Below are 25525 nucleotides of genomic sequence, written 5' to 3' on the forward strand. Positions count from 1 at the left end.
CGCTCGTGCGCGAGCATGTCGAGTGGGCGCTGCGGGCGGTGTGAAGGCGGCGTAGAGTGTCGGTTCGCGGGGGGCGTGCCGCCCGCGGTTTTTTCAGCTTTGCATGGGACTGGAGATACAGCAATGTTCAATGCAGTGATCGACGCGCCGTTCGGCAAGGTCGGCATCCGCGCGGACGCGTCGGTGGTGCGGGAGATCGTCTATCTGCCCGAGTCGGTACGAAGCGTCGATCCGGATACACCGCTCGCGAAGCGCGCCGCGCAGCAGATCGAACGCTATTTCGAGTCCGCCGCGGCTACGTTCGACCTGCCGCTCGCGGATGTCGGCACTGCGTTCCAGCACCGCGTGTGGGACGCGATTTGTGACATCCCGCCCGGTGTCGTGCTGACCTACGGCCAGGTGGCGAAAGCGGTCGGCAGCGCGCCGCGCGCGGTCGGCCAGGCGTGCGGCGCAAACTATTTCCCGCTCGTGATCCCGTGCCATCGCGTCGTCGCGTCGGGCGGCATCGGCGGCTTCGCGAACCACGACGACGACGGCTACTTCCTCAAAGTGAAGCGCTGGCTGCTCGCGCACGAGGGCGTGCCGTACCGATGAGCGACACCTTGCTTTCCGCGGACGCCGCGGCGGATGCTTCCCCGGTGCTGGCCGCGAGCCGCGCGTCGATCGACGTGTTCTGCGATGCGCTGTGGCTCGAGCACGGCCTCGCGCGCAATACGCTCGACGCGTACCGCTGCGATCTGGTGCTGTTTTCGCAATGGCTCGCGCGCAACCACGACACGCCGCTCGATGGCGCCGATGAAGCGATGCTGACGGGCTACATTGCCGCCCGCAGCGATGGCGAGGCGACCTCGTCGAACCGGCGCCTGTCGGTATTCCGGCGCTACTACGGCTGGGCGATGCGCGAGCATCGCGTCGCAGCCGATCCGACCCTGCGCATCGCGTCCGCGAAGCGCGCGACACGCGTTCCGTCGACGCTGTCCGAAGCGCAGGTCGAGGCGCTGCTCGGCGCGCCCGACGTCGGCACGCCGCTCGGCCTGCGCGACCGCACGATGCTCGAGCTGATGTATGCGAGCGGCTTGCGCGTGAGCGAGCTGGTGACGCTCAAGACCGTCGAGGTCGGCCTCAACGAAGGCGTCGTGCGCGTGATGGGCAAGGGCTCGAAGGAACGGCTGGTGCCGTTCGGCGAAGTCGCGCACGGCTGGATCGAGCGCTATCTGCGCGACGCGCGGCCGGTGCTGCTGGGCGCGCGCGTGGCCGACGCGCTGTTCGTGACCGCGCGCGGCGACGGCATGACGCGCCAGCAGTTCTGGAACATCATCAAGCGCCACGCGCAGCACGCGGACGTGCGCGCGCACTTGTCGCCGCACACGCTGCGCCACGCGTTCGCGACGCATCTGCTGAACCACGGCGCCGATTTGCGCGTCGTGCAGCTGCTGCTCGGCCACAGCGACATCTCGACGACGCAGATCTACACCCATGTCGCACGCGAGCGCCTGAAGTCGCTGCATGCGGAGCATCACCCGCGCGGTTAGTGCATTTCGTTGATCTGCGCGGCGCCTGAAGCTGGCGCGCTCGGCCCGGCGCGGGCGGCGCGCGACGGCAGGCGCCGCGCCGCCCGCGGTCAGGCCAGCCCGCGCAGCTTGTGCTTGAGCACCTTGCCGGTCGATGCGGCCGGCAGCGCATCGAGCGCGACGATGCGCGCGGGCCGCTTGTACGGCACGAGCCGCGCCGCGCACCAGTCGTGCAGTGCCGCTTCGGTCGCCGTCGCGCCGGGCGTGAGCTCGACGAACGCGAGCACTTCCTCGTTGCCTTCGACCGGCCGGCCGACGACGGCCGCCTGCAGGACCTCCGGATGCGCGTTCAGCACCTGTTCGACCTCGACCGGGTAGACGTTGAAGCCGGAGCGGATGATCAGCTCCTTGCTGCGTCCGGCGATCGTCACCGCGCCATCGGCGCCTTGCCGTGCGAGATCGCCGGTCTTGAGCCAGCCGTCGGGCGTCATCGCGTCGCGCGTCGCGTCGGGGTTGCGGTAATAGCCGAGCATCACGTTCGGCCCGCGCACCTGGATCTCGCCGACCTCGCCTTGCGGCACGTCGCGTCCGTCCAGCCCGACGATGCGCATCTCGACGCCGGGGATCGGCATGCCGACCGAGCAGTCGTCGCGCGGCGCGTCGAGCGGCGTCTGCGTGATCGTGGGGCTGCTTTCCGTCATGCCGTAGCCGTTGTGCAGCGGCACGCCGTAGGTGCGTTCGACGCGCGCCTTCAGGTCGGCGTCGAGCGGCGAGCCGCCTGAATACGCGAACCGCAGGCGCGGCGCGTGCCACGCGTGGCCATGTGCGTGAAGGTGCTCGAGCAGCTTCACGTGCATCGCGGGCACGCCCTGGAAGATCGACACGCCTTCTTCGGCAAGCGCGACGCGCACGGCTTCCGGCTGGAAGCGCGTCGCGAGCCGCAGGGTCGCGCCCGCGTACAGGCTGCCGAGGCACACCGACGCGAGCCCGTAGACATGCGACACCGGCAGCACCGTGTAGACGACGTCGTCGGGCGTCACGCGCCGCAGCGCGCTCGACGCCGCCGCCGTAAACAGCAGGTTGCGATGCGACAGCATCACGCCCTTGGGCGTGCCGGTCGTGCCGGTCGTGTAGATCAGCGCCGCGCATTGCGCGCGGCCGCCGGCGGCGACCGGCTCGCCGGGCGCATCGGCGTCGACGCGGCACGACCACGCGCCGATGTCGATCGCGAGCGAAGGCGCGCGCGCCGCGTCGTGGCGCGCCGCATGCGAGCGGGCATCGGGCGAGGTTTCGTCGGCGAATGCGATCAGTTTCGGGCGCGCATGCGCGGCGATCGCGTCGAGTTCGGCGGCCGACAGCCGTGCGTTCGAGACGAGTGCCCATGCGTCGATGCGGGCCGCCGCGAACAGCAGCACGATCTGCGCGACGCTGTTTTCCGCGACGATCATCACGCGGTCGCCGCCGCGCACGCCGCACGCGGCGAGGTGCGCGGCGGCCGCGTCGACGGCCTGCGCGAGCGCCTGATACGACAGGCTGCGCGCGTCTTCGATCAGCGCCGGGCGATCCGGCGTGCGTGCGGCCCAGTATGCGGGGACGTCGGCGATGCGCTCGGGCAGGGCGGCCAGCAGCGCGTCGACGTCGAGCGCGGCAGAGGGGCGGAGGGACGAGGTCATGGCGTTTCCTGAGAGTCTGGCCGGGCGCCGGCACGTGGCGGCCCGAGGTTGTCGAAGGATCGTGCCACGGTGCGGCGCGCGCCACAATCGGCCGTTCGGCCAATAGCGCATCACGATTCGCGTCATGATCGGCACGTCGGCAGCCCGGTGTGGCTCGTTTTTTAACTCGCTTCGCCGCGTGCCGCATGACAAACGGGCGGCGAGTATACCGATACGAGGAGTGAGTTGCGTGCATCGGCGCGCGGCCGTTCGTCGCGCCTTGCGCTTCGTCATGCGCGCGACGCATTCCGCGCGTCGGCGTCGCACGCGCGTTCGACCGCACGTCGCATCCGCGCCGCGATCCGGCCGCCTGTCGCCGTTCGCCATTAAAATGCCGCCATGAGCAAATCCAGACACGTGTCCGAAACGCCCGCCACCCAGCTGCTGCGCCGCCATGGCGTCGCGTTCGACGAGCACCCGTACGACTACGTCGAGCATGGCGGCACCGGCGAATCCGCGCGTCAGCTCGGCGTCGACGAGCATGTCGTCGTCAAGACGCTCGTGATGGAAGACGAGCACGCAAAGCCGCTGATCGTGCTGATGCACGGCGACCGCACGGTATCGACGAAGAATCTCGCGCGGCAGATCGGCGCGAAACGCGTCGAGCCGTGCAAGCCGGACGTCGCGAACCGCCATTCGGGCTACCTGGTCGGCGGCACGTCGCCGTTCGGCACCCGCAAGGCGATGCCCGTCTATGTCGAGTCGACGATCCTCGAATTGCCGGCGATCTACCTGAACGGCGGCCGCCGCGGCTATCTCGTCAGCCTCGCGCCTGGCGTGCTGACGACGCTGCTCGGCGCGAAGCCGGTGCAATGCGCGAGCGTCGAATGAGGGTTTCACCCTCGTTGCAGGCCGCGCGGCTTCGGTAGAATGAGCGCCGCTTCGGAGGCCGCCCGACGCCGCGCGGCCGTCCGCTCCATCCATACGTTGAAAGAAGAGTCCTTCGCATGCAGATTCTGCTCGCTACCCTCGCCGCCTACCTGATCGGCTCGGTGTCGTTCGCCGTCGTCGTCAGTGGCGCGATGGGTCTCGCCGATCCCCGCTCGTACGGTTCGAAGAATCCCGGCGCCACCAACGTGCTGCGCAGCGGCAACAAGAAGGCCGCGATCCTGACGCTCGTCGGCGACGCGTTCAAGGGCTGGCTCGCCGTCTGGCTCGTCCGCCGCTTCGGCCTCGGCGACACGGCCGTCGCATGGGCCGCGATCGCGGTGTTCCTCGGCCATCTGTATCCGGTGTTCTTCCGCTTCCAGGGCGGCAAGGGCGTCGCGACCGCGGCCGGCGTGCTGCTCGCGCTGGCGCCGGTGCTGGGCCTCGCGACCGCGCTCACCTGGCTGATCGTCGCGTTCTTCTTCCGCTATTCGTCGCTCGCCGCGCTGGTCGCGGCCGTGTTCGCGCCGATCTTCGACGTGTTCCTGTTCGGCACGCACCACAATCCGGTCGCGTGGGCCGTGCTCGCGATGAGCGTGCTGCTCGTATGGCGTCATCGCGGCAACATTTCGAAGCTGCTGGCGGGGCAGGAGAGCCGGATCGGCGAGAAGAAGAAGGCGGGCGGGAACGGCCAGACGCCGAACGGCGGGCACGCCTGACGACGGCGAGCGCCGGTCAGCGGGAGGCTGACGAATGCACGGGTGCGCCTGACGGACGCACCCTATCGGCTCGCCAGACGGACGAGTCGGGTGGACGCGCCGGGCGCACGGCCCGGCCGCGTGTCGCGAGATCGGTCAGTCGCGGAAGTTGTTGAAGTCGAGCGGAGTGTCGGTCACGTCCTTGCGCAGCATCGCGATCACGCTTTGCAGGTCGTCGCGCTTCGTGCCCGACACGCGCACCGCGTCGCCCTGGATGCTCGCCTGCACCTTGATCTTGCTGTCCTTGACGAGGCGCACGATCTTTTTCGCGAGATCGCCGGTCACGCCCTTCTTGACCGTCACGACCTGCTTGACCTTGTCGCCGCCGATTTTCTCGACTTTGCCGTAATCGAGGAAGCGCACGTCGACGTTGCGCTTGGCCATCTTGCCGATCAGCACGTCCTTGACTTGATCGAGCTTGAAATCGTCGTCGGCGAACAGCGTCAGCTCGCGTTCCTTCTGCTCGACGCGCGCGTCGGAGCCCTTGAAATCGAAGCGCGTCGAAATTTCCTTGTTCGACTGCTCGATGGCGTTCTTCACTTCAATCATGTTCGCTTCGGAAACGACGTCGAACGATGGCATGGCATTCTCCAGGTAAAACGGGCGGCTGCCGGCTCGCGCGCGGCCACTCGCTATAATTGCGGACTGTTCGCCATTTTACCGATGCCCCCTCGTTTGCCCAAGGCCGGCCGCGTGCCGCGGGGCGGGCGCTACCGCGATTGCCGATGTCCGAAGCCGATTTCTCCCTGCCGCTGGTTCCCGATTTCCCGCTGCGCGCGCACAACACCTTCGGGTTCGACGTGAACGCGCGCGCAGCCGCGCGCGTCACGTGCGCGGCGCAATTCGAGGCCCTTCACCGCGATCCGCGCATTGCGAACCTGCCGCTTCTGGTGCTCGGCGGCGGCAGCAATGTCGTCTTCACGCGCGATTTCGACGGCGTCGTGCTGCTCGACGAGATCGCCGGCCGCCGCGTGGTGCGCGAGGACGACGACGCGTGGTACGTGGAGGCGGGCGGTGGCGAGAACTGGCATGCGTTCGTTGCCTGGACGCTCGATCAGGGAATGGCGGGCCTCGAGAACCTGGCGCTGATCCCGGGCACGGTCGGCGCGGCGCCGATCCAGAACATCGGTGCGTACGGCCTCGAGATGAAGACGTATTTCGATTCGCTCGTCGCGGTCGAGCTGGCGACGGGCCGCAGCGAGCGCTTCGACGCCGCGCGCTGCGGGTTCGGCTATCGCGACAGCTTCTTCAAGCGGGAAGGCCGCGCGCGGTTCGCGATCGTCTCGGTGACGTTCCGCCTGCCGAAGCGCTGGACGCCGCGGCTCGGCTATGCGGATGTCGCGCGCGAGCTGGACGCGCGCGGTATCGCGCAGGCGGGGGCGACGCCGCGCGACGTGTTCGACGCGGTGGTCGCGATTCGCCGCGCGAAGCTGCCCGACCCGCTTGCGCTCGGCAACGCCGGCAGTTTCTTCAAAAACCCGGTGATCGATGCCGCCCAGTTCGACGCGCTGCGCGCGCGGGTACCGGACATCGTGTCGTATCCGCAGCCGGATGGCGGGGTGAAGCTCGCAGCTGGCTGGTTGATCGACCGCTGCGGCTGGAAAGGGCGCGCGCTCGGCGCGGCCGCGGTGCACGACCGGCAGGCGCTCGTGCTCGTCAATCGCGGCGGCGCGACGGGCGGCGAAATCCTCGCGCTCGCGCAGGCGATCCAGCATGACGTGCGCGAGCGCTTCGGCGTCGAGCTGGAACCGGAGCCGCTGTTCGTGTGACGCGCGGCTGACTTCGCCGCGCGGCGCGCGCGTCGCGTGCGGAAACAACGCGCCGGCATCGCCGGCACGCGTCATGCTGCGCCGCACAACCGTGCGTGGGCCTGAAAGGCCGTTTGATGGGGTGCCGTCGGCGGTGCGCTGATTTGCCGCGGATGGGAGACAGGAAAGAAAAAGCGCCGGTCGACGACCGGCGCTCGGGGTCACGCCTGTGCGTCAGTGCTTCAGCCGGCCGAGCAGCAGGAACTCCATCAGCGCCTTCTGCACGTGCAGGCGGTTTTCCGCTTCGTCCCACACGACGCTCTGCGGCCCGTCAATCACGTCGGCCGTGACTTCCTCGCCGCGGTGCGCGGGCAGGCAGTGCATGAACAGCGCGTCGGGGTTCGCATGGCCCATCATCTCGCCGTCGACGCACCAGTCGGCGAACGCCGCCATGCGCGCCTCGTTCTCCGCCTCGAAGCCCATGCTCGTCCACACGTCGGTGGTGACGAGATCCGCGCCCTTGCACGCTTCGTTCGGATCGTCGAAGACTTCGTAGAACGGCGCGCTTTCCGGCGCGACGAGCGTCATGTCGAGCGCATAGCCGGGCGGCGTCGACAGGCGCAGCTTGAAGCCGAGGATCTGCGCGGCCTGGATCCACGTATACAGCATGTTGTTCGCGTCGCCGACCCACGCGACCGTCTTGCCGCGGATCGGGCCGCGATGCTCGTAGTACGTGAAGATGTCGGCGAGCACCTGGCACGGGTGGAATTCGTTGGTCAGGCCATTGATCACCGGCACGCGGGAATTTTCCGCGAAGCGCTGGATGATCTCCTGCTCGAACGTGCGGATCATGATGATGTCGACCATCCGCGAGATCACCTGCGCGGAATCCTCGACGGGCTCGCCGCGGCCGAGCTGCGTGTCGCGCGTGCTCATGAACACGGCATGGCCGCCGAGCTGGAAGATGCCGGCCTCGAACGACAGGCGCGTGCGCGTCGAGCTTTTCTCGAAGATCATCGCGAGCGTGCGGTCGTGCAGCGGGTGGTAGGTCTCGTAGTTCTTGAATTTGCGCTTCAGGATACCCGTGCGTTCGAGCACGTACTCGTAGTCTTCCAGCGAGAAATCCTTGAACTGCAGGTAGTGACGAATGGTTTTGGCGGTCATGAAACGAAATACGGCGGACTCGCCCGGCGCGAAGGCCGGCCGGCGCCGCGCCGTCGGATGTGTGGCAACTCGGGCCAGCATAAAGGATTTTCGGCGCTTTGACGAGCCGGGCTGACGGCCCGTGGGTGGCCCGCGCCGCGCCATCGGGGGCCGGAGAGGGGCTCGAGACGACGCGTCATGGCGCGCTGCGGTATAATTCCCCCCGTTTTCTCAAGCCCGGCAGGCAAGCATCATGCCCGGTCTGCCGGACACAAGCGGTGCGATGCACAATTCCGGTGCGGCGCACCGGGCAAATCGCGCCGGCGCGCCCGTTTGCGGGCGTCGCGGCGCCGCTTTCCGCTATTTTGTGTTCGCGTGTCCAGGCAGTTTCGCCTGCGGACTGCTGGGCGTTACCTGGGTACCCTCATGGCTGAAACTCCCTCGACCGAATATTTCATTCAGGGCATCACGAAAAACGGGAAAAAGTTTCGGCCGAGCGATTGGTCGGAGCGCTTGGCCGGTGTGATGTCCTGTTTCGGGCCGGGTGCGAGCGGGCCGAATGCGCGCCTCCAGTATTCCCTGTACGTGCGGCCCACGCTGCTGGGCGACACGAAGTGCGTGATCCTCGATTCCCGTTTGCGCGACATCGAGCCGATGGCCTTCGACTTCGTGATGAATTTCGCAAAAGACAACAACCTCGTCGTGACCGAGGCGTGCGAGCTGCCGGACTACGGCAAGAAGTAACGCCGAAGGCGCGAGTGCCGGACCGAGGGCGCGCCCGTCGCGGCCGGCATCCCTGCATCGACGATGGCCCGTGCCGTGTGGCACGCGGCCAAAACAAAAAGCCCGCAGATGCGGGCTTTTTGTCGATCGCAGGAAACAGGAGCGCCCGCTTGACGCGGGCACACCGGATTTACGCTGCTGCCTGCAGGCCCTTGACGGCTGCGGCGAGGCGGCTCTTGTTGCGAGCAGCCTTGTTCTTGTGAACGATCTTCTTGTCGGCGATCGTGTCGATCGTCTTCGTTGCGATCTTGAACAGCTCGGCAGCCTTTTCCTTGTCGCCGGCGTCGACAGCCTTGCGAACGGCCTTGATTGCGGTACGGAATTTCGAGCGCAGCGCCGAGTTGTGCGAGTTTGCCTTCGCAGCCTGGCGGGCGCGCTTGCGTGCTTGTGCGGAGTTAGCCATGACGGTTCCTTATCCTGTCCTGTTTCCAGAGCTTGGAGCCTGACGGCCAAGCGCTGCTTTTCGATCCGACTCCTGAGAGCGATTGCCCAGGAGCGCATAAAAAACGTTGGTTTTAACCGAGGTCGAGACATGGGAGCGGCAGGTGCCGCGCATGTAACAAGCTCAGAAACCGATAATTATAGCAACAAAATCAAGAGCGTGGCAAGCTCGGCGATGGTTGCGGATATGTGCGCGCGCTTTTCGCCGTCCCGCCGTGCCTGGGCGCGTATCGTCCGTATAATAAGCGCCCCATGAATCTATTCCGAGCCCTGCTGACGGTCAGCGGCTTCACGCTGCTGTCGCGCGTGACCGGCCTGGCCCGCGAGACGCTGATCGCGCGTGCGTTCGGCGCCAGCCAATACACCGACGCGTTCTACGTCGCATTCCGCATCCCGAACCTGCTGCGCCGCTTGTCCGCGGAAGGCGCGTTCTCGCAGGCATTCGTGCCGATTCTCGCCGAGTTCAAGAACCAGCAGGGGCACGATGCGACGAAGGCGCTCGTCGACGCGATGTCGACCGTGCTCGCGTGGGTGCTCGCCGTGATGTCGGTCGCGGGGATCGCCGGCGCGTCGTGGGTCGTGTTCGCGGTCGCGTCCGGCCTGCGCACCGACGGCCAGGCGTTCCCGCTCGCCGTCACGATGACGCGCATCATGTTTCCCTACATCGTGTTCATCTCGCTCACGACGCTCGCGTCGGGCGTGCTGAACACGTACAAGAGCTTCTCGCTGCCCGCGTTCGCGCCGGTGCTGCTCAACGTGGCGTTCATCGTCTCGGCCGTGTTCGTCGCGCCGCACCTCAAGGTGCCGGTGTTCGCGCTCGCATGGGCGGTGATCGCCGGCGGCGTGCTGCAGTTCGCGGTCCAGCTGCCGGGGCTGAAGAAGATCGACATGGTGCCGCTGATCGGCCTCAATCCGGTGCGGGCGCTGCGCCATCCGGGCGTCAAGCGGGTGCTCGCCAAGATGGTGCCGGCGACGTTCGCCGTCTCCGTCGCGCAGCTTTCCCTGATCATCAACACCAACATCGCGTCGCGGCTCGGGCAGGGCGCGGTGTCGTGGATCAATTACGCCGATCGCCTGATGGAATTCCCGACGGCGCTGCTCGGCGTCGCGCTCGGCACGATCCTGTTGCCGAGCCTGTCGAAGGCGCACGTCGACGCCGACGCGACCGAGTATTCGGCGCTCCTCGACTGGGGGCTGCGCGTGACGTTCCTGCTCGCCGCCCCGAGCGCGCTCGCGCTGTTCTTCTTCGCCGCGCCGCTGACGGCGACGCTCTTCAACTACGGCAAGTTCGACGCGCACACGGTCACGATGGTCGCCCGCGCGCTTGCCACCTACGGGATCGGGCTCGTCGGCATCATCCTGATCAAGATCCTCGCCCCGGGCTTCTATGCGAAGCAGGACATCAAGACGCCGGTGAAGATCGCGATCGGCGTGCTGGTCGTCACGCAGTTGTCGAACTACGTGTTCGTGCCGCTGATCGGCCATGCGGGCCTGACGCTCAGCATCGGCGTGGGCGCCTGCCTGAATTCGCTGCTGCTGTTCGTCGGCTTGCGGCGGCGCGGCATCTACGAGCCGTCGCCGGGGTGGCCGCGCTTTTTCGCGCAGCTCATCGGCGCGTCGCTCGTGCTCGCCGGCACGATGCACTGGTTCGCGATCAGCTTCGACTGGACCGGGCTGCGCGCGCAGCCGCTCGCGCGCATCGCGCTGATGGCCGCGTGCCTGGTGCTGTTCGCTGCACTATATTTCGGTATGTTGTGGGTGATGGGCTTCAAATACGCATACTTCAGAAGGCGTGCCAAGTGACGACCGCAATGACCCGCGTCCTCGACTATTTCAGTTCGCTCGTGGCGGAAGACGAAAGCCTGCCCCTTACCGAGACTGCGTTGTCGCTCGCGCAGGACGCCTATCCGGATCTCGATCTGCAGGGCACGCTGGCCGAGCTGGACGCGCTTGGCGTCAGGCTGCGCAAGCGGCTGCCCGCCGACGCGGACCTGAAGGGCAAGATCACCGCGCTGAACGACTTCTTCTTCCGCGAACTGGGCTTCGCCTGCAATCACAACGATTATTACGACCCCGACAACAGCCACCTGAACGTCGTGCTGAAACGCCGGCGCGGCATTCCGATCTCGCTGGCGGTGCTGTACCTGGAGCTGAGCGAGCAGATCGACCTGCCGACGCGCGGCGTGTCGTTCCCGGGACATTTCCTGCTGCGCGTCACGCTGCCCGACGGCGACGTGATCATCGATCCGACCAATGGCCATTCGTTGTCGGAGGGCGAGATGGTCGAGATGCTCGAGCCGTACGTCGAGCGCGCGGGCGGCGCGGTCAGCAGCGCGTTGCGCGCGCTGCTGCAGCCGGCGATGAGCCGCGAGATCATTGCGAGGATGCTGCGCAACCTGAAGTCGGTCTATCTGCAGACGGAACGCTGGCAGCGGCTGCTCGCGGTGCAGCAGCGGCTCGTGATCCTGCTGCCGGGGCAGCTCGACGAAGTGCGCGATCGCGGCTTCGCGTATGCGCGGCTCGACTACCTGCGGCCCGCGCTCGAGGATCTCGAGCAGTATCTCGGCGAGCGGCCGGACTCGGCGGATGCCGCAGTCGTCGAGGCGCAGCTGGCCGAGTTGCGGCAACGGATGCAGCGCGGCGACGAGTGAGCCGCGCGCCGAGCCACGTCCACACCGGATCATTCAACCGTTACCTCGATCGATTCATGTCGCACGAACACGCCCCGCACGATCACGCTGTCGAACACGCAGCCCACTCCGGCGATCAGTTGTCGCGTTGGGTCGCCGTCTTCACGGCAATACTGGCTGCCCTCTCCGGCCTGCTTCATTACGAGGAGGGCGTCCTTCAGACTCAGGCCCTGATCTACAAGAACGACGCCGTGCTGCTGCAGAGCAAGGCGAGCGATCAATGGAACTACTATCAGGCGCAGTCCAACAAGAGTCATCTGATGGAAATCGCCGCGGAAACGGCCGCGCCCGACAAGCAGGCGCATTACCGCGACGAGATCGGCAAGTACGAAACGCGAAAGAAGGAGACGGCCGCAAAGGCGCGTCAACTGGAGCAGCAGGTCGAAGAGGCGAGCCGTCGGTCGGAGCGCAGCCAGCATCCGCAACACATGTTCGGACAGGCTCTCGCGCTCATCAGCGTGGCCATCTCGCTGGCCGCCGTGACGTCGCTGACGGGCAGCCGCAAGCTGTTCGTGTTGGCGGGGCTCGCGGGGTTGGGCGGCCTCGGGCTGGCGGCCTCGGGCTTTCTGCACCTGTAAGCCCTTCCGGCGCGCTGACAGGCTGTGCCGTCTAATCGCCCGGGCAAGTCTTCGGGCGATTGTCGAGGTTTTCCCGTTCGACGCTCAGCACGGCCGATGCGTCGCTCCCGCGGCGCATGATGCGCAGCACGTAGATGCTGTCGAAATCGTCGCTCGGCCACCGCCGGACGTCGGCGGGATCGCCGCCGTAGTCCCCGACGATCCGGCGCGCAAGCGCCTCGATGACCGAATGCTCCCACGCGACGACGATGCGGCTTTGCCGGTAGGCGGGAGCGAGCAGGGCCGCGCGCAAGCCGTCGATGTCCGCGAATCCGATCGATGCGTTGACGGGAAGGCCGAAGTAAACGGCGGTCGGCTCGATCGTCGCCAGCGGGCGCACGTAATCGTAATTCACGCCCCGGTCGTTTTTCTGCCGGGCCGGATCGGGGGCGAAAATGACGTCGGGCCGGCCGTACTTCGCTTCGATCACGCGGGGTAGCGCGAGCGCCCTGTTCAATCCCTCGCACGTGAGTTGACCGAGTCCTTCGGCCGGCTTCTCGCCATGCCGCACCATGACGATCGTTTCGATCTGTTCGTCGGCGGCCCGAACCTGCGTCGAGGCCAGGGCGGTCATCGCGGCCAGCGAAGCTGCGACGAGCGGCGACAGGAGTGGGGGGCTTTTCATCTCATGCATGATCAAGAGGACCGCCGGTTTGACCGGCGGGCAACGGGACGTGCCAGGGCGGCATTCGAACCGGCCGTTGGCCGCGTTCCCCGGTGATCCGCGGCGAACCGAAAAAAAACCGCCCGGGACGGGCGGTTTCTGGCGGCGGGACGCGGCGCTTACTTCAGCGCGTCGAACGCGCGGTCGCGAATTTCGTCGACCGCGCCGAGGCCGGCGATCTTCCGGTAGGCCGGCGCCTTCAGGCCGTTTTCCTCGCCACGGGTCGCCCAGTCGCCGTAATAGGTGATGAGCGGCTTCGTCTGCGCTTCGTACACTTCGAGGCGCTTCAGGACCGTTTCTTCCTTGTCGTCGTCGCGCTGGATCAGCGGCTCGCCCGTCACGTCGTCCTTGCCGTCGACCTTCGGCGGGTTGAACTTGACGTGATAGGTGCGGCCCGATGCCGGGTGCGTGCGGCGGCCGCTCATGCGCTCGACGATCTCCGAGAACGGCACGTCGATTTCGAGCACGTAGTCGATCGCGACGCCGGCGTCCTTCATCGCATCGGCCTGCGCGATCGTGCGCGGGAAGCCGTCGAACAGGTAGCCGTTCGCGCAGTCCGCTTCCTTCAGGCGCTCCTTGACGAGGCCGATGATCAGCGAATCCGGCACGAGCTTGCCTTCATCCATGTAGCCCTTCGCCTCGACGCCGAGCGGCGTGCCGGCCTTCACGGCCGCGCGCAGCATGTCGCCCGTCGAGATTTGCGGAATGCCGAATTTTTCCTTGATGAAGTTTGCCTGGGTGCCTTTGCCCGCGCCGGGCGCGCCTAACAGGATCAAACGCATGGTGATATCTCCAAGTATGTAAATTTGTGGTGCGGCGGCAAAAAATGTCGACAACGGCATGCGTGGCGGCTTGCCGGGCGCGCGGCCGGTCGGTCTGACGCGACGCGTCGACAAAGCGACGCGCGGCTGCCGGCGGGGCTGCGGGCGGGGTCAAGCGAGGGCACGCAGGTTGCAGACGGCTCGCACAATCGCTTGATTATGCCATGGGTTATTTTGAATCCGGCCGAAAAAGGGCCCGCACCCGTGCGAGATCGTCCGGCGTATCGACGCCGGCAGCCGGCGCGCGGGCTGTGACGAGGACCGCGATGCGCTCGCCGTGCCACATCGCGCGCAGCTGCTCGAGCTGCTCGGCCTGCTCGATCGGCGCCTGCGTGAGCGACGGATAGGTCCGCAGGAAACGCGCGCGGTAAGCGTACAGGCCGATGTGCCGGTAGACCGGAAAGGCGGGCGCGGGCATCGCCGCGACATCCGGCCAGTGCGGCTGGTACGCGTCGCGGCTCCACGGAATCGGCGCGCGCGAGAAGTACAGCGCGACGCCCTGCGCGTCGAGCGCGACCTTCACGACGTTCGGGTTGAACACGTCGGCCGCCGTGTCGATCGGGTGCGCGGCCGTGGCGATCGCGCACGCCGGATGGGCCGCGAGGTGCGACGCAACGTCGCACACCAGCGCGGGGTCGATCAGCGGCTCGTCGCCCTGCACGTTGACGACGACCGTGTCGTCGCTCCAGCCGAAATGCGCGGCGACCTCGGCGAGCCGGTCGGTGCCGGACGGGTGGTCGGCACGCGTGAGCACGGCCTCGAAGCCGTGTTCGCGCGCGGCGTCCAGCACGCTCTGCGCGTCGGATGCGACGAGCACCTGCTGCGCGCCCGCCTCGCGCGCCCGCTCGGCGACGCGCACCACCATCGGCTTGCCGCCCAGGTCGGCGAGCGGCTTGTTGGGAAGCCGGGTCGACGCGAGCCGGGCCGGAACGACGGCGATGAAGGGCTGGGGGTGGGTCATCTGAAGCAAGATCGTGTGAGGGAAGCGGCGGGCGGCCGAGCGAGGCGCCCACGAGACGGCCTGCGCCGGATTCAGCGGCCGGCCGGGTCGACCGGCGTGCCTTCGACGGTCTGGCGCGCTTCGTCGACGAGCATCACGGGAATGCCGTCGCGGATCGGATAGGCGAGCTTGTCCGCGTTGCAGATCAGCTCCTGCGCGGCGCGGTCATAGTGGAGCGGGCCTTTGCAAACAGGGCACACAAGGATTTCAAGCAGGCGAGCGTCCACGGAGTTTCTCCACAACGAGGGCAATGAGGCGAGGATCGAGCGCGGCTTCGACCGGGACGACCCAGATTCGAGCATCGCGCCAGGAAGCCCCCAATTTTACTGCATCCTTCTCGGTGATCAGGATCGCGTCGGCCTGATCGTCGACGAACGGATTGCGCGCGAACGCGTAGTGATCGGGCAGTGCGCGGGTCGCGGGCGCGAGGCCCGCCGCGCGCAGCGTCGCAAAGAAGCGTTCCGGCGCACCGATGCCGGCCGCCGCCAGCACGCGCTCGCCGCCGAACTGCGCGAGCGGGCGCCGCCGCGCGGGGGCGTCGAGATGCCATGCGTCGCCAGGCGCGAGCGCGAGCGCGAACGTGTCGGGCCACGGCGGCAGCGCGCCGCTGTACGGATCGTTGACGAGCGTCGCGTCGCGACGGCGCGACAGCGGCTCGCGTAGCGGCCCCGCCGGCAGCAGGAAGCCGTTGCCGCCGAGCCGGTGGTCGAACACCACCAGCTCGACCGTGCGCGCGAGGCGGTAATGCTGGAGCCCGTCGTCGCTGACGATCACGTCGACGCCGGGATGCGCGCCGCGCAGCGCGCGGGCCGCCGCGACCCGGTCCGGGCACACCCAGACGGGCGCGCGGGTGCGCCGCGCGATCAGCAGCGGCTCGTCGCCCGCGTCGCTCGCGCGCGAGGCCGGCGTGACGGCCGTCGGCGCGTCGATTTTCGCGCCGTAGCCGCGCGACACGACGCCCGGCGTGAAGCCGGCCGCGCGCAGCGCCTCGACGAGCGCGATCACGGTCGGCGTCTTGCCGGTGCCGCCGACCGTCACGTTGCCGACCACGATCACCGGCACGCCGACGTCGACCGACTGCTTCCAGCCGTGCGCGTAGGCGGCGCGACGCAGCGCCGCGCACGCGCCGAACACGCACGCGAGCGGCGTGAGCGCCCACGCGAGGGCGCCGCGTCGCTGCCATTCACGGGTCAGGCGGGTTTCGAGGCGCGTGAGCAGGCCGTTCGGCGCGCTCATCGTGCGGCGGGCGACGCGCTCGGCGTCGTGGCGTGAGTCGGGTTCGTCAAGGCGGTTTCTCCATGCTGCGGCGCAAGCCGCGGGTGCCGGGCAAGGCGGCACTCTAGCGCGCGGCAAGCCCGCCCCGCAAGCGATTCGCGGGAATGCCGCCGATTCTGCAGGCGATTGCGCATCTGTGGATAACTCTGTGAAAAAGCGCCTCTCCGGTTCGCGCAAACGCCCGCCGGGTGGGCTTTCAATCGGATGAGAATCATTCCATTCAGGTTAAAACTCCATGAAAATCAACGGCTTGTAACTAATTGTCTGGATTTTTCCGGCGTTTTTTGCGGGTTTGTGCAGAATCGCCGCGAGATGTGGACATTTTTCGCGTTGTGCAATGCGGCGTGGCGGCGCTGGACGGCGCGCGCCGGCCGGACTATCGTGTGGCCGCGTGCAATCATCCGACAGTCCATGCCTTCCGATTCCTCCTTTGCCGTGCCGGGCGCGATGCGCAGCGGCGACGACGTGATTCCCGTTTCGGTGCTCAACCGCGCGATCTCCACGATGCTCGAGCGGTCGTTTCCGCTGCTGTGGGTTGCCGGCGAAGTATCGAATTTCACGCGCGCCGCGAGCGGCCACTGGTATTTCTCGATCAAGGACGCGCAGGCGCAGATGCGTTGCGTGATGTTCCGCGGCCGCGCGCAATACGCCGAGTTCACGCCGCGCGAAGGCGACAAGATCGAGGTGCGCGCCGTCGTCACGATGTACGAGCCGCGCGGCGAGCTTCAGCTCAATGTCGAGGCGATCCGGCGCACCGGCCAGGGGCGGCTCTACGAGGCGTTCCTGCGGCTGAAGGCGCAGCTCGAGGCCGAGGGGCTGTTCGCGCCCGAGCGCAAGCGGCCGCTGCCCGCGCACCCGCGCGCGATCGGCATCGTCACGTCGCTGCAGGCCGCCGCGCTGCGCGACGTGCTGACGACGCTCGCGCGCCGCGCGCCGCACGTGCCGGTGGTCGTCTATCCGGCGCCGGTGCAGGGCGCGGGCGCCGCCGAGAAGCTCACGGCGGCGATCGAGACCGCGAACGCGCGCCGCGAGGTCGACGTGCTGCTCGTGTGTCGCGGCGGCGGCTCGATCGAGGATCTGTGGTCGTTCAACGACGAGGCGCTCGCGCGCGCGATCGCCGCGAGCGAATTGCCCGTCGTGAGCGGCGTCGGGCACGAGACCGATTTCACGATCGCCGATTTCGCGGCCGACGTGCGCGCGCCGACGCCCACCGGCGCGGCCGAGCTCGCGAGCCCGCAGCGTGCGCTGCTGCTGCGCGAGGTCGGCGAGCGGCAAGGGGCGCTCGCGCGCGGGATGCGCCGCGTGCTCGAACAGCGCGCGCAGCAGCTCGACTGGCTCGCGCGCCGTCTCGTCAGCCCGGCCGAGCGGCTGCAGCGCCAGCGCACGCACGTCGAGCAGCTCGCGGTGCGGCTCGCGTCGGCGGCCGCGCGGCCGCTGCGCGACGCGCGCGCCCGCTTCGCGCTCGCGCAATTGCGCTGGCAGCGCGCGCGGCCGGACCCGACCCATGCGCGCCAGACGCTTGTTGCGCTGTCGCAGCGGCTTTCGATCGCGCAGCAGCGCCGTCACGAACGCGACACGGCGCGTGTCGCGGCATGCGCGGCGCGGCTCGAGGTGCTGAGCCCGCAACGCACGCTGGAGCGGGGCTATGCGGCGCTGATCGACGCGCAGACGGGCCGCGCGGTGCGCGCGCCGAGCGCACTGAAGCCGCAGCGCCGCCTGACCGTGCATCTCGCCGAGGGCTCCGCGGACGTGTCGCTCGCTGACGTGCAGCCGCGCCTGTCGGATACCTTCTGACACGGCGCGCAAGCGGCGCGCGCGTTTCGCGAAAGCGGGCGATGCGCGTGCCGCGGCGACGGGAACGATCGCGGTGCCAGCACGGTCCATCCGTGTGTCCGAAGGTCGGCGCGCAGCCCTGTCCGCCGCGGCAGCGTCGATTTTCCGCATGCCGCGGATGAATGGCCCGCGAGTTTGCGGGGTTATTCGTCCTCGCCTACAATCGGACGCTCGGCAGCAATCAAAACCGCCTCCCTACATACCCTACGAAGGAATCGCCATGGCTCATACGCTCCCGCCGCTCCCGTACGCTGAAGACGCGCTTGCACCGCACATCTCGCAAGAAACGATTCAGTATCACTACGGCAAGCATCATCAGACCTATGTGACGAACCTGAACAACCTGATCCCCGGCACGGAATTCGAAAACCTGTCGCTGGAAGAGATCGTGAAGAAGTCGTCGGGCGGCATCTTCAACAACGCCGCGCAAATCTGGAACCACACGTTCTTCTGGAACAGCCTGTCGCCGAACGGCGGCGGCGCACCGACGGGCGCGCTCGGTGACGCGATCAACGCGAAGTGGGGTTCCTACGACGCATTCAAGGAAGCATTCGCGAAGGCTGCGGTCGGCACGTTCGGCTCGGGCTGGGCATGGCTCGTGAAGAAGGCGGACGGTTCGCTCGACATCGTGTCGACGAGCAACGCCGCGACGCCGCTGACGACTGCCGACAAGCCGCTCCTGACGATCGACGTGTGGGAACACGCTTACTACATCGACTACCGCAACGCCCGTCCGAAGTTCGTCGAGGCGTTCTGGAACATCGTGAACTGGGATTTCGCTGCGAAGAACTTCGCGTAAGCGATCCGCACGCATCGCGGCGGCCCGTGCCGCCGCGCACCCTGCAAGCCCCGGCTCCGGAAACGGACCGGGGCTTGTGCTTTTCCCGGTTCGCGCGCCGCTCAGATTCCCGCGAGCCAGCCCGCGATGCTCGCGACGATGACGACGGTCCACGGCGGCACGCGCCAGAAGGTCAGCGCGACGAACGCGACGAGCGCCGCGCCGAAGTCGCGCGGCGACAGGATCGTGCCGGTCCAGACCGGCTGATACAGCGCGGCGAGCAGCAGCCCGACCACCGCCGCGTTGACGCCCGCGAGCGCCGCCTGCATCCGCGCGCTGCGGCGCAGCTGTTCCCAGAACGGCACCGTGCCGGCAACCAGCAGGAACGACGGCGCGAAGATCGCCAGCAACGCGACGGCGCCGCCGAGCCAGCCCGTCGGCGCGATGCGCAGCGACGCGCCGAGAAAGGCCGCGAACGTGAAGAGCGGGCCGGGCACCGCCTGCGCGGCGCCGTAGCCGGCAAGGAAGGTCGAGCCGCCGACCCAGCCGGGCGACACGACGGCGGCCTGCAGCAGCGGCAGCACGACGTGCCCGCCGCCGAACACGAGCGCGCCGGTGCGGAAGAACGCGTCGATCATCGCGAGCGCAGTCGAGTGCAGCGCCGACGCGGCGAGCGGCAGCCCGGCGAGCAACGCGGCGAATGCCGCGAGCCAGAGCGCGCCCGCGCGCCGCGAAACGGCGATCGGCAGCGGCTCGTGCGCGGTGCGCGGCGGCTGCGGCAGCGCGGCCAGCCCCGCGATGCCTGCCGCCGCGATCACGGCGATCTGCATCCATGCGGCCGGAACCGACAACGCGACGCACGCGGCCGCGGCCATCATCGTCACGCGCCGCGCATCGGGACACAGGCTGCGCGCCATGCCCCAGACAGCCTGCGCGATCACCGCGACCGACACGATCTTCAGGCCGTGCAGCGCGCCCGCGGCGAGCGGCGGGCCCGATGCCTGGATGCCGAGCGCGAACAGGATCATCGCCAGCGCGGACGGCAGCGTGAAGCCGAGCCACGCGGCCAGCATGCCCGCGTAGCCTGCGCGCGCCAGGCCGATCGCCATCCCGACCTGGCTGCTCGCGGGGCCGGGGAGAAACTGGCACAGCCCGACGAGATCCGCATAGCCGCGCTCCGACAGCCAGCGGCGCCGCGTGACGAATTCGTCGCGGAAATAGCCGAGATGCGCGATCGGCCCGCCGAACGACGTCACGCCGAGGCGCAGGAACGCGAGGAAGACGGGCCAGGAGCGGCGGGAGGAGGAGAGCGTCGAGGTGTTCACGAATGCGGCGCGGCCGGCGTGGAAAACGCCGTCACGATAGCGCAATACGCCGGCCGTGCGTATGACGATGCTGCGTTCAGCGCGGGCCGTCCGGCAGCCGGCTCGCGCGCCGCAGCGCATCGATGTCGACGATCTCGATTTCGCCGACGTGCAGCCGCACGGCGCCGCCGGCTTCGAGCGACTTCAGCAGCTGGTTGGCGGTCTGCCGCGTGACCGACAGCATCGCCGCGAGTTTTTCCTGCGACAGCCGTATCCGCAGGCTGCCCGCGCTGACACCGCCGTAGCCGTCGGCGATCATCAGCAGGCGCGCGGCGAGCCGCTGCGCGGCCGGCATCACGCTGATCGCCTCCACGGTCAGGAAGCTGAGCCTCAGCTTCTGCGCCATCAGCAGCGCGACATCGCGCCAGTAATGCGGTGCCGCGTCGAGCAGGGCCAGCAGCGCCGCCTGCGGCACGTGCAGCAGCAGCGTATCCTCGAGCGCGATCGCGTCGTGGGTGCGCGGCAAGCCGTCGAACAGCGCGATCTCGCCGAACCAGGTCGCCGGCCCGGCCACCGTGAGGAGCGCCTCCTTGCCGTGCTCGTCCACCGCACCTATCGTGAGGGAACCGCTCAGCACCGCGTACAGGCCGCACGGCGGATCGCCGCGGCGGAACAGTGCGTGCCCGGCCGGCAGCCGGCGCAGCGCGGCGTGCGACAGCAGCTGCGCGCGCAGCGGCTGCGGCAGCGCGGCGAACCACGGCTGCGCGTCGAGTTGCGGCAGGTAGCGGGCGAGGGGCATGGGCATGGGCGCGATGTCGGGTAGCCGACAGAGGTTCGGCGGCGTGACAGGCATCATAGCGCGCAACCCAACCGGAGGAGACGCCATGAAAACGCTCGAGGATCATCTCGCGCAGTACGCTGCCTATCACCGCGACGCGCGCAATATCGCGACGCACCTCGTCGGCATCCCGTTGATCGTGTTCGCGGTCGAGACGTTGCTGTCGCGGCCCGCGCTTGGTGTCGCGGCAGGTGTCGCGCTGTCGCCGGCGTTGCTGCTGGCGCTGGCTTCCGCAGTCTTCTATGTCCGGCTCGACCTGCGGTTCGGCGCGGCGATGGCCGTGCTGCTCGCGCTCGGGCTGTGGGCCGGGCAGACGGTCGCCGCGTTGCCGACGCTGCAATGGCTCGCGATCGGCGCCGGCGCATTCGTCTGCGGCTGGATCGTGCAGTTCGTCGGTCATTACTTCGAGGGGCGCAAGCCGGCCTTCGTCGACGATCTCGTCGGTCTGATCGTCGGGCCGCTGTTCGTCGTCGCCGAGGTTGCGTTCTTCGCCGGGCTGCGCGGCGACGTGCGCCGCGCGATCGACGAGCGTGCCGGACCGGTGCGCGGCCGCGCGCGCGACGCGCATGTCTGATGCGATGCCGCGCAGATGCGCGTTTTCCGCGCTGGCGTGCTTGGGCTCGCCGGGCGCAAAGCCGTCAGCGCATCGTCGGGCTGGCGCGTGCGCCGGCCGGTCGTCCGCCAGGCGTTCGCCGCGCGATGCGCCTGCTCAGTCGCGATGGGCGGCGGCTTCCCAGTTGATGTCGACGCACAGCACCTGCATCCCGCCGGCGGCAGGCATTGCGATCGACGCGGTCACGCACAGGTGCGCTTCGTTGATCGACAGGTAGGGCGGCGTCAGGTGCACGCGGCCGGGCGAACGCATCGCGTGGATGAAATACGGGCGCCGTTCCCAGCACGCGCCTTCGGAATGCAGCAGCGGCCGGAAGCGTTTCGCGCGCTGCGATGCGCTGCCGTGCGGCAGCACGTTGTCGCCGATCTGCCGGCCCGACGCGTCGAGCAGGAAGCAGCGTGCGGTCTCCGGCAGGTCGAGCACCGTCGCGGCGACGTCGTCGAGCGATTCGCCCGCGCTGAGCTTCGCGCTCGCCTGTTCGAGCGCGGCGACGTACGGCGCGAGGCGCTCGGCCTGGCTGCGCTCGCGCTCGGCGACGCGCAGCCTCAGCGTGGCGGACAGCGTGTCCATGCAGCCGGCAGCGGCCTGCGGCTGCACCGGCTCGACGCTCGGCCCGGCGAAATACGTGCCCTGCACGAAATCGACATCGCACTCGAGCGCGATCAACGCTTCGCGCTCGGTCGACAGGCCGCCCATCAGCACGAGCTGGCCGGATTCGTGCAGCAGCGACACGAGCCCGGGCAGCACGCGTTCGAGGTGCGAGTGCTCGCTCGCCTGCGCGAGGATGCCGCGATCGAGCGTGACGATGTCGGGGTGCAGATGCCAGACCCGGTCGATGTTCGAGTGCTTCGCGCCGAAGCCGCCGAGCGCGATCAGGAAGCCGGCCTTGCGCAGGCCGTCGACGATCGCCGCGTAGCGCGGCGTCTCGCCGCCCGCCTGTTCCGGCACTTCGAGCACCACGCGTTGCGGCGGCAGGCCGAGCGCCTTCAGGTTCGCGAGCAGCGCGTCGCCGTAGACGGTATCCATCAGCGCGGCCGGATGCAGGCTCAGGAAGAGCCATTCGTCGTGACTGTCGAACGCGTGGAAATTGCCGAGGTGAAGCGATTCCGCGAGCCGGCCGAGCTCGAGCAGGTCGCCGCGCCGCGCGGCCTGGGTGAATACCTCGTGCGACGGCACCTGGCGTCCTTCCTCGTCGTGCGCGCGCAGCGACGCGTGATAGCCGATCGCGCGCCGGTGCGACACGGAAAACACCGGCTGGAACACGCTGAACACGGTGTAGCCGCCGTACAGCACGGTGCGCCGGTTGCCGTCGTCACCGGCGACGGGGCGGGGCGGCTGAAAGCCGGGGGGATCGATGTCGATCATGCTCATGATGTCGGCCGAAGAAGGGCTGCCAGTTTACCTACAGAATAGGCGAGCAAGAAGCATGCACAACCGCGATCCCGCGCCGGCGAGCCTTTGACGCGCCGGCGGCGGCGCGGCCGCACCGCCATGGTGCGCGATGTGCGAGTGTGTCCCCTGATCCGGGGCAGGCGCGTGTCACGCGCGCTCGGACGGGTCGGTCTTGCGCGCGGTGCCGCGGATGTCCGGCGCGAGCTGAGCGAAGATCCACGCGGAGCCGGCCGTGATGATCCCGACACAGACGAAGGTCGCATGAAATGCCGGCAGCGTGTGGCTCGGCGTCACGGTGCGCATCATGTCCGTGAAGGTGGCGAGCAGCGCGCCCGCGACCGTCACGCCGAGGCTCATCGACAGCATCTGTACGAGCGAGAAGAGGCTGTTGCCGCTGCTCGCGCCGCCCGTGCCGAGATCCTTCAGCGTCAGCGTGTTCATCGCGGTGAACTGCATCGAGTTGAAGCCGCCGAACAGCGCGAGTTGCGCGACCTTGAGCCATACCGGCATCGCGTCGCTCATCAGCGCGAAGCTCGCCATCATCACGCCGACCATGATCGTGTTGCCGAGCAGCACCTTCCGGTAGCCGTGTCGCACGATCAGATGCGTGATGATGCGTTTCGAGAACATCCCGGCCGCCGCGACGGGCAGCATCATCAGCCCGGCCTCGAACGCGGTGTAGCCGAGGCTCACCTGCAGCAGCAGCGGGATCAGGTACGGCATCGCGCCGCTGCCGATTCGCGCGAACAGGTTGCCGAGCAGGCCGACGCTGAACGTGTGGATCCGGAACAGTTCCAGCGAAAAGATCGGCTGTGTCGCGCGCACCGCGTACAGCCCGTATGCGACGAAGCACGCGAGGCTCAGGATCAGCAGCACGAGTACGGCCGCGTGCTGCATGCCGAGATCGGCGAGGCCGTCGAGCGACAGCGAGATCGCGACCATGCCGGTCGTCAGCAGCAGGTAGCCCCTGAGGTCGAAGCGGCCGACCGCCGGATTGCGCGCGTCGGGCATCGAATAGAACGTCGCGATGCAGCCGGCGACGCCGACCGGCACGTTGATCAGGAAGATCCAGTGCCACGATGCGATCTTCACGAGCCAGCCGCCGAGCGTCGGCCCGATCAGCGGGCCGATCAGGCCGGGAACTGCGACGAATGACAGCGCGGGCAGGTAGCGTTCCGCCGGAAAGGTCCTCAGCACCGCGAGGCGGCCCACCGGCAGCAGCATCGCGCCGCCGACGCCCTGAATCACCCGGAACGCGACGAGCTGCGACAGCGTATGCGCATTCGCGCACAGCAGCGAGCCTAGCGAGAAGATCAGGATCGCGCTGAAGAACACCCGCCGCGTGCCGAGCGTATCGGCGAGCCAGCCGGACACCGGGATCATCACCGCCATCGTCAGCGAATACGCGATGACGACCGATTGCATCCTGAGCGGTGATTCGCCGAGGCTCGCCGCCATCGACGGCAGCGCGGTGTTGACGATCGTCGCGTCGAGCGTCTGCATGAAAAAGCCCGTCGCGACGAGCCAGAGCATGATGGTGAGATTCTTTTCGCCGGGAGCGGCGGCAGGCGGACGTTGGAACATGGAGGCGGGCGGCGGCGCGCGAACGCAGGACAGCCGACATTGTAGGGAAAGCCGCCCGCTCGTGCAGATGCGGCCCCGTTCCGGCGGACGGGGGCGATGTGCGGGCCTTCGGTTGCCCGTCGGTCGCGCGGGCAACGGTGCGCCGGCGGCCGTCAGACCGGCATGCCGGAGCAATGCATGCGCGATGTGCGTGGTTGGGGTGAAATGCCCGCCGCCATTCGTGGCAGAGATGGTGTCGCCGGCGATGCGGCATATCGTCGATGCCGGGTTGCTCGAATGATTGATTCGAATGCCTTATGAATCGAGTGCGGGCGAGCATGCGTTCCGGCCTGCCGTTGTTCGAGATCGAGCGGATCGGAGACGTGCTCGCATGGTCGATTGGTGTGATTCGGCGGGGCGGGCGGTCTTTTCGATGCGGCCGCTACGATGCCGTAAAGGTGGATCGGATGTTTCAGGCGCGTAACGCACGCGGCCGGCGTTGCTGCCAAGTGGTCATGCGGATGCTTCGACATCCGATTCAATCGTCGTCGTGCGCGGCGCCGTTTTCGCGGCGAGGACTGCACGACGGACGCGATGATCGCGGGTGTTCTGCTGGACGATGAGGCGCTTCCGAAGCTCGGACAGGGCAAGATGGAAGCGGGAGAGTTACCGCCCGATGCGCGGACGAGATTGCCGCGTTGCGCGACGACGTCGCGCGTCTGCGGGGCGTCGCGGTGAAACGCGTCGCGCTATGTGAGTGCTGGCTCAGCCTGGCGTGCTTACGACTTCGAAGACCCCGCGCATCGCGGCACGTGCGGGAGTCGCGCTGCACTCAAGTTCGTATCGCGATGACGAGCGCGCGGCTCGACGTGTACTTCCTCCGTCCCGTCGCGAACGCGCGCTCGAAATGCTCTGACGCCGAACGGCGTCATCCGCTAGCGATGGCCGCCGCCCGATCCGCCATTGCCACCGTTGCCGCCACCGTTGCCGTGACCACCACTGCTGCCACCGTTGCCGTGACCGCCGTTGCCGCCGCTGCCACCGTTGCCACCGTTGCCGTGACCACCGCTGCCGCCGCTACCGCCGCTACCGCCGCTGCCACCGTTGCCGTGACCACCGCTGCCGTGACCACCGCTGCCGTGACCACCGCCGCTGCCGCTGCCGCTGCCGCCGC

At 68.3% G+C, this 25525-nt stretch carries 26 protein-coding genes; 13 read left to right on the plus strand and 13 right to left on the minus strand.

Annotated elements, in window-relative coordinates:
* The first annotated feature begins 123 nt into the window (after positions 1-123).
* Together LIG30_RS00920 and xerD are read left to right on the plus strand one after the other, a co-directional pair.
* Positions 124-594, plus strand: a complete 471-nt coding sequence (locus LIG30_RS00920) for a methylated-DNA--[protein]-cysteine S-methyltransferase (RefSeq protein ID WP_038708855.1) — start codon at positions 124-126, stop codon at positions 592-594.
* The gene (gene xerD, locus LIG30_RS00925; protein WP_038708857.1) at positions 591-1532 is read left to right on the plus strand and encodes a site-specific tyrosine recombinase XerD; all 942 of its coding nucleotides are present in this window, start codon (positions 591-593) and stop codon (positions 1530-1532) included. Before LIG30_RS00920 ends, xerD begins: the two co-directional genes overlap by 4 nt.
* Before the next feature lie 89 nt (positions 1533-1621).
* Here the strand turns inward: xerD and LIG30_RS00930 are convergent, their stop codons facing one another.
* A complete protein-coding gene (locus LIG30_RS00930) occupies positions 1622-3184 on the minus strand; it encodes a class I adenylate-forming enzyme family protein (RefSeq protein ID WP_038708858.1) in 1563 nt (520 codons plus the stop codon).
* 378 nt (positions 3185-3562) lie between these two features.
* On the opposite strand from LIG30_RS00930, the gene ybaK reads away from it, so the two are divergent.
* Both ybaK and plsY read left to right on the plus strand, forming a co-directional pair.
* A complete protein-coding gene (gene ybaK, locus LIG30_RS00935; RefSeq protein ID WP_038708861.1) occupies positions 3563-4054 on the plus strand; it encodes a Cys-tRNA(Pro) deacylase in 492 nt (163 codons plus the stop codon).
* A gap of 116 nt (positions 4055-4170) precedes the next feature.
* Complete coding sequence (plsY, locus tag LIG30_RS00940) at positions 4171-4809, plus strand: glycerol-3-phosphate 1-O-acyltransferase PlsY (protein WP_038708862.1); 639 nt, start codon at positions 4171-4173, stop codon at positions 4807-4809.
* A 135-nt stretch (positions 4810-4944) separates the two neighbouring features.
* On the opposite strand, the gene LIG30_RS00945 is transcribed toward plsY, so the two are convergent.
* Positions 4945-5430, minus strand: coding sequence for a YajQ family cyclic di-GMP-binding protein (locus LIG30_RS00945; protein ID WP_038708864.1), 486 nt, complete (start codon positions 5428-5430; stop codon positions 4945-4947).
* Between the two features lie 143 nt (positions 5431-5573).
* Here LIG30_RS00945 and murB point away from each other — a divergent pair, with 143 nt between their 5' ends.
* Positions 5574-6617, plus strand: coding sequence for a UDP-N-acetylmuramate dehydrogenase (murB, locus tag LIG30_RS00950; protein WP_152985954.1), 1044 nt, complete (start codon positions 5574-5576; stop codon positions 6615-6617).
* Positions 6618-6830: 213 nt separating this feature from the next.
* Here the strand turns inward: murB and argF are convergent, their stop codons facing one another.
* A complete protein-coding gene (gene argF / locus LIG30_RS00955) occupies positions 6831-7760 on the minus strand; it encodes an ornithine carbamoyltransferase (protein ID WP_038708866.1) in 930 nt (309 codons plus the stop codon).
* Between the two features lie 405 nt (positions 7761-8165).
* On the opposite strand from argF, the gene LIG30_RS00960 reads away from it, so the two are divergent.
* Positions 8166-8483, plus strand: coding sequence for a DUF3579 domain-containing protein (locus LIG30_RS00960; protein WP_038708867.1), 318 nt, complete (start codon positions 8166-8168; stop codon positions 8481-8483).
* Positions 8484-8652: 169 nt separating this feature from the next.
* Here LIG30_RS00960 and rpsT read toward each other — a convergent pair whose 3' ends face one another.
* Positions 8653-8925 (minus strand): 30S ribosomal protein S20, encoded by a 273-nt coding sequence (gene rpsT, locus LIG30_RS00965; RefSeq protein ID WP_038708869.1) that lies wholly within the window; start codon positions 8923-8925, stop codon positions 8653-8655.
* A gap of 290 nt (positions 8926-9215) precedes the next feature.
* Here rpsT and murJ point away from each other — a divergent pair, with 290 nt between their 5' ends.
* Genes murJ through LIG30_RS00980 form a run of 3 tightly spaced genes read left to right on the plus strand, consistent with a single transcriptional unit; the run spans position 9216 to position 12231 of the window.
* Positions 9216-10766: a murein biosynthesis integral membrane protein MurJ gene (gene murJ / locus LIG30_RS00970; RefSeq protein WP_038708870.1), complete on the plus strand. Its 1551-nt coding sequence runs from the start codon at positions 9216-9218 to the stop codon at positions 10764-10766.
* A gap of 8 nt (positions 10767-10774) precedes the next feature.
* The gene (locus LIG30_RS00975) at positions 10775-11614 is read left to right on the plus strand and encodes a SirB1 family protein (protein WP_038708887.1); all 840 of its coding nucleotides are present in this window, start codon (positions 10775-10777) and stop codon (positions 11612-11614) included.
* A gap of 56 nt (positions 11615-11670) precedes the next feature.
* On the plus strand, positions 11671-12231 hold the full coding sequence (locus LIG30_RS00980; protein WP_038708871.1) for a DUF4337 domain-containing protein: 561 nt from the start codon (positions 11671-11673) through the stop codon (positions 12229-12231).
* 31 nt (positions 12232-12262) lie between these two features.
* Here LIG30_RS00980 and LIG30_RS00985 read toward each other — a convergent pair whose 3' ends face one another.
* From LIG30_RS00985 to lpxK, 5 genes are all read right to left on the minus strand, one after another.
* Entirely contained in the window at positions 12263-12895 is a 633-nt protein-coding gene (locus tag LIG30_RS00985) for a histidine phosphatase family protein (protein ID WP_038708890.1), read from the minus strand.
* Between the two features lie 158 nt (positions 12896-13053).
* A complete protein-coding gene (gene adk, locus LIG30_RS00990; protein WP_038708873.1) occupies positions 13054-13716 on the minus strand; it encodes an adenylate kinase in 663 nt (220 codons plus the stop codon).
* Positions 13717-13924: 208 nt separating this feature from the next.
* On the minus strand, positions 13925-14716 hold the full coding sequence (gene kdsB, locus LIG30_RS00995) for a 3-deoxy-manno-octulosonate cytidylyltransferase (protein ID WP_038708875.1): 792 nt from the start codon (positions 14714-14716) through the stop codon (positions 13925-13927).
* Positions 14717-14787: 71 nt separating this feature from the next.
* A complete protein-coding gene (locus LIG30_RS01000) occupies positions 14788-14982 on the minus strand; it encodes a Trm112 family protein (RefSeq protein WP_017333984.1) in 195 nt (64 codons plus the stop codon).
* Complete coding sequence (lpxK, locus tag LIG30_RS01005; protein WP_038708877.1) at positions 14963-15991, minus strand: tetraacyldisaccharide 4'-kinase; 1029 nt, start codon at positions 15989-15991, stop codon at positions 14963-14965. Before lpxK ends, LIG30_RS01000 begins: the two co-directional genes overlap by 20 nt.
* 450 nt (positions 15992-16441) lie before the next feature.
* Between lpxK and xseA the strand changes: the two genes are divergently transcribed.
* Both xseA and sodB read left to right on the plus strand, forming a co-directional pair.
* Positions 16442-17824: an exodeoxyribonuclease VII large subunit gene (gene xseA, locus LIG30_RS01010; RefSeq protein ID WP_038708893.1), complete on the plus strand. Its 1383-nt coding sequence runs from the start codon at positions 16442-16444 to the stop codon at positions 17822-17824.
* 259 nt (positions 17825-18083) lie between these two features.
* Positions 18084-18662: a superoxide dismutase [Fe] gene (sodB, locus tag LIG30_RS01015; protein WP_038708879.1), complete on the plus strand. Its 579-nt coding sequence runs from the start codon at positions 18084-18086 to the stop codon at positions 18660-18662.
* A gap of 101 nt (positions 18663-18763) precedes the next feature.
* Here the strand turns inward: sodB and chrA are convergent, their stop codons facing one another.
* Together chrA and LIG30_RS01025 are read right to left on the minus strand one after the other, a co-directional pair.
* Positions 18764-19966, minus strand: a complete 1203-nt coding sequence (gene chrA / locus LIG30_RS01020; RefSeq protein ID WP_038708895.1) for a chromate efflux transporter — start codon at positions 19964-19966, stop codon at positions 18764-18766.
* Between the two features lie 76 nt (positions 19967-20042).
* Positions 20043-20750: a Crp/Fnr family transcriptional regulator gene (locus LIG30_RS01025; protein WP_038708880.1), complete on the minus strand. Its 708-nt coding sequence runs from the start codon at positions 20748-20750 to the stop codon at positions 20043-20045.
* A 79-nt stretch (positions 20751-20829) separates the two neighbouring features.
* On the opposite strand from LIG30_RS01025, the gene LIG30_RS01030 reads away from it, so the two are divergent.
* Positions 20830-21357 (plus strand): Mpo1 family 2-hydroxy fatty acid dioxygenase, encoded by a 528-nt coding sequence (locus LIG30_RS01030; protein ID WP_038708883.1) that lies wholly within the window; start codon positions 20830-20832, stop codon positions 21355-21357.
* A gap of 135 nt (positions 21358-21492) precedes the next feature.
* Here LIG30_RS01030 and LIG30_RS01035 read toward each other — a convergent pair whose 3' ends face one another.
* Positions 21493-22767 carry an EAL domain-containing protein gene (locus LIG30_RS01035; RefSeq protein ID WP_038708884.1) on the minus strand — a complete coding sequence of 425 codons (1275 nt, stop codon included), beginning with the start codon at positions 22765-22767 and terminating at the stop codon, positions 21493-21495.
* A gap of 168 nt (positions 22768-22935) precedes the next feature.
* Positions 22936-24372: a multidrug transporter subunit MdtD gene (gene mdtD, locus LIG30_RS01040; RefSeq protein ID WP_038708886.1), complete on the minus strand. Its 1437-nt coding sequence runs from the start codon at positions 24370-24372 to the stop codon at positions 22936-22938.
* Between the two features lie 677 nt (positions 24373-25049).
* Here mdtD and LIG30_RS26720 point away from each other — a divergent pair.
* Positions 25050-25525, plus strand: a 476-nt coding sequence (locus tag LIG30_RS26720) for a hypothetical protein (RefSeq protein ID WP_200929620.1), incomplete at its 3' end; no start/stop codon positions are given.

It is taken from the genome of Burkholderia sp. lig30 (assembly GCF_000687455.2).
Taxonomy (GTDB): domain Bacteria; phylum Pseudomonadota; class Gammaproteobacteria; order Burkholderiales; family Burkholderiaceae; genus Burkholderia.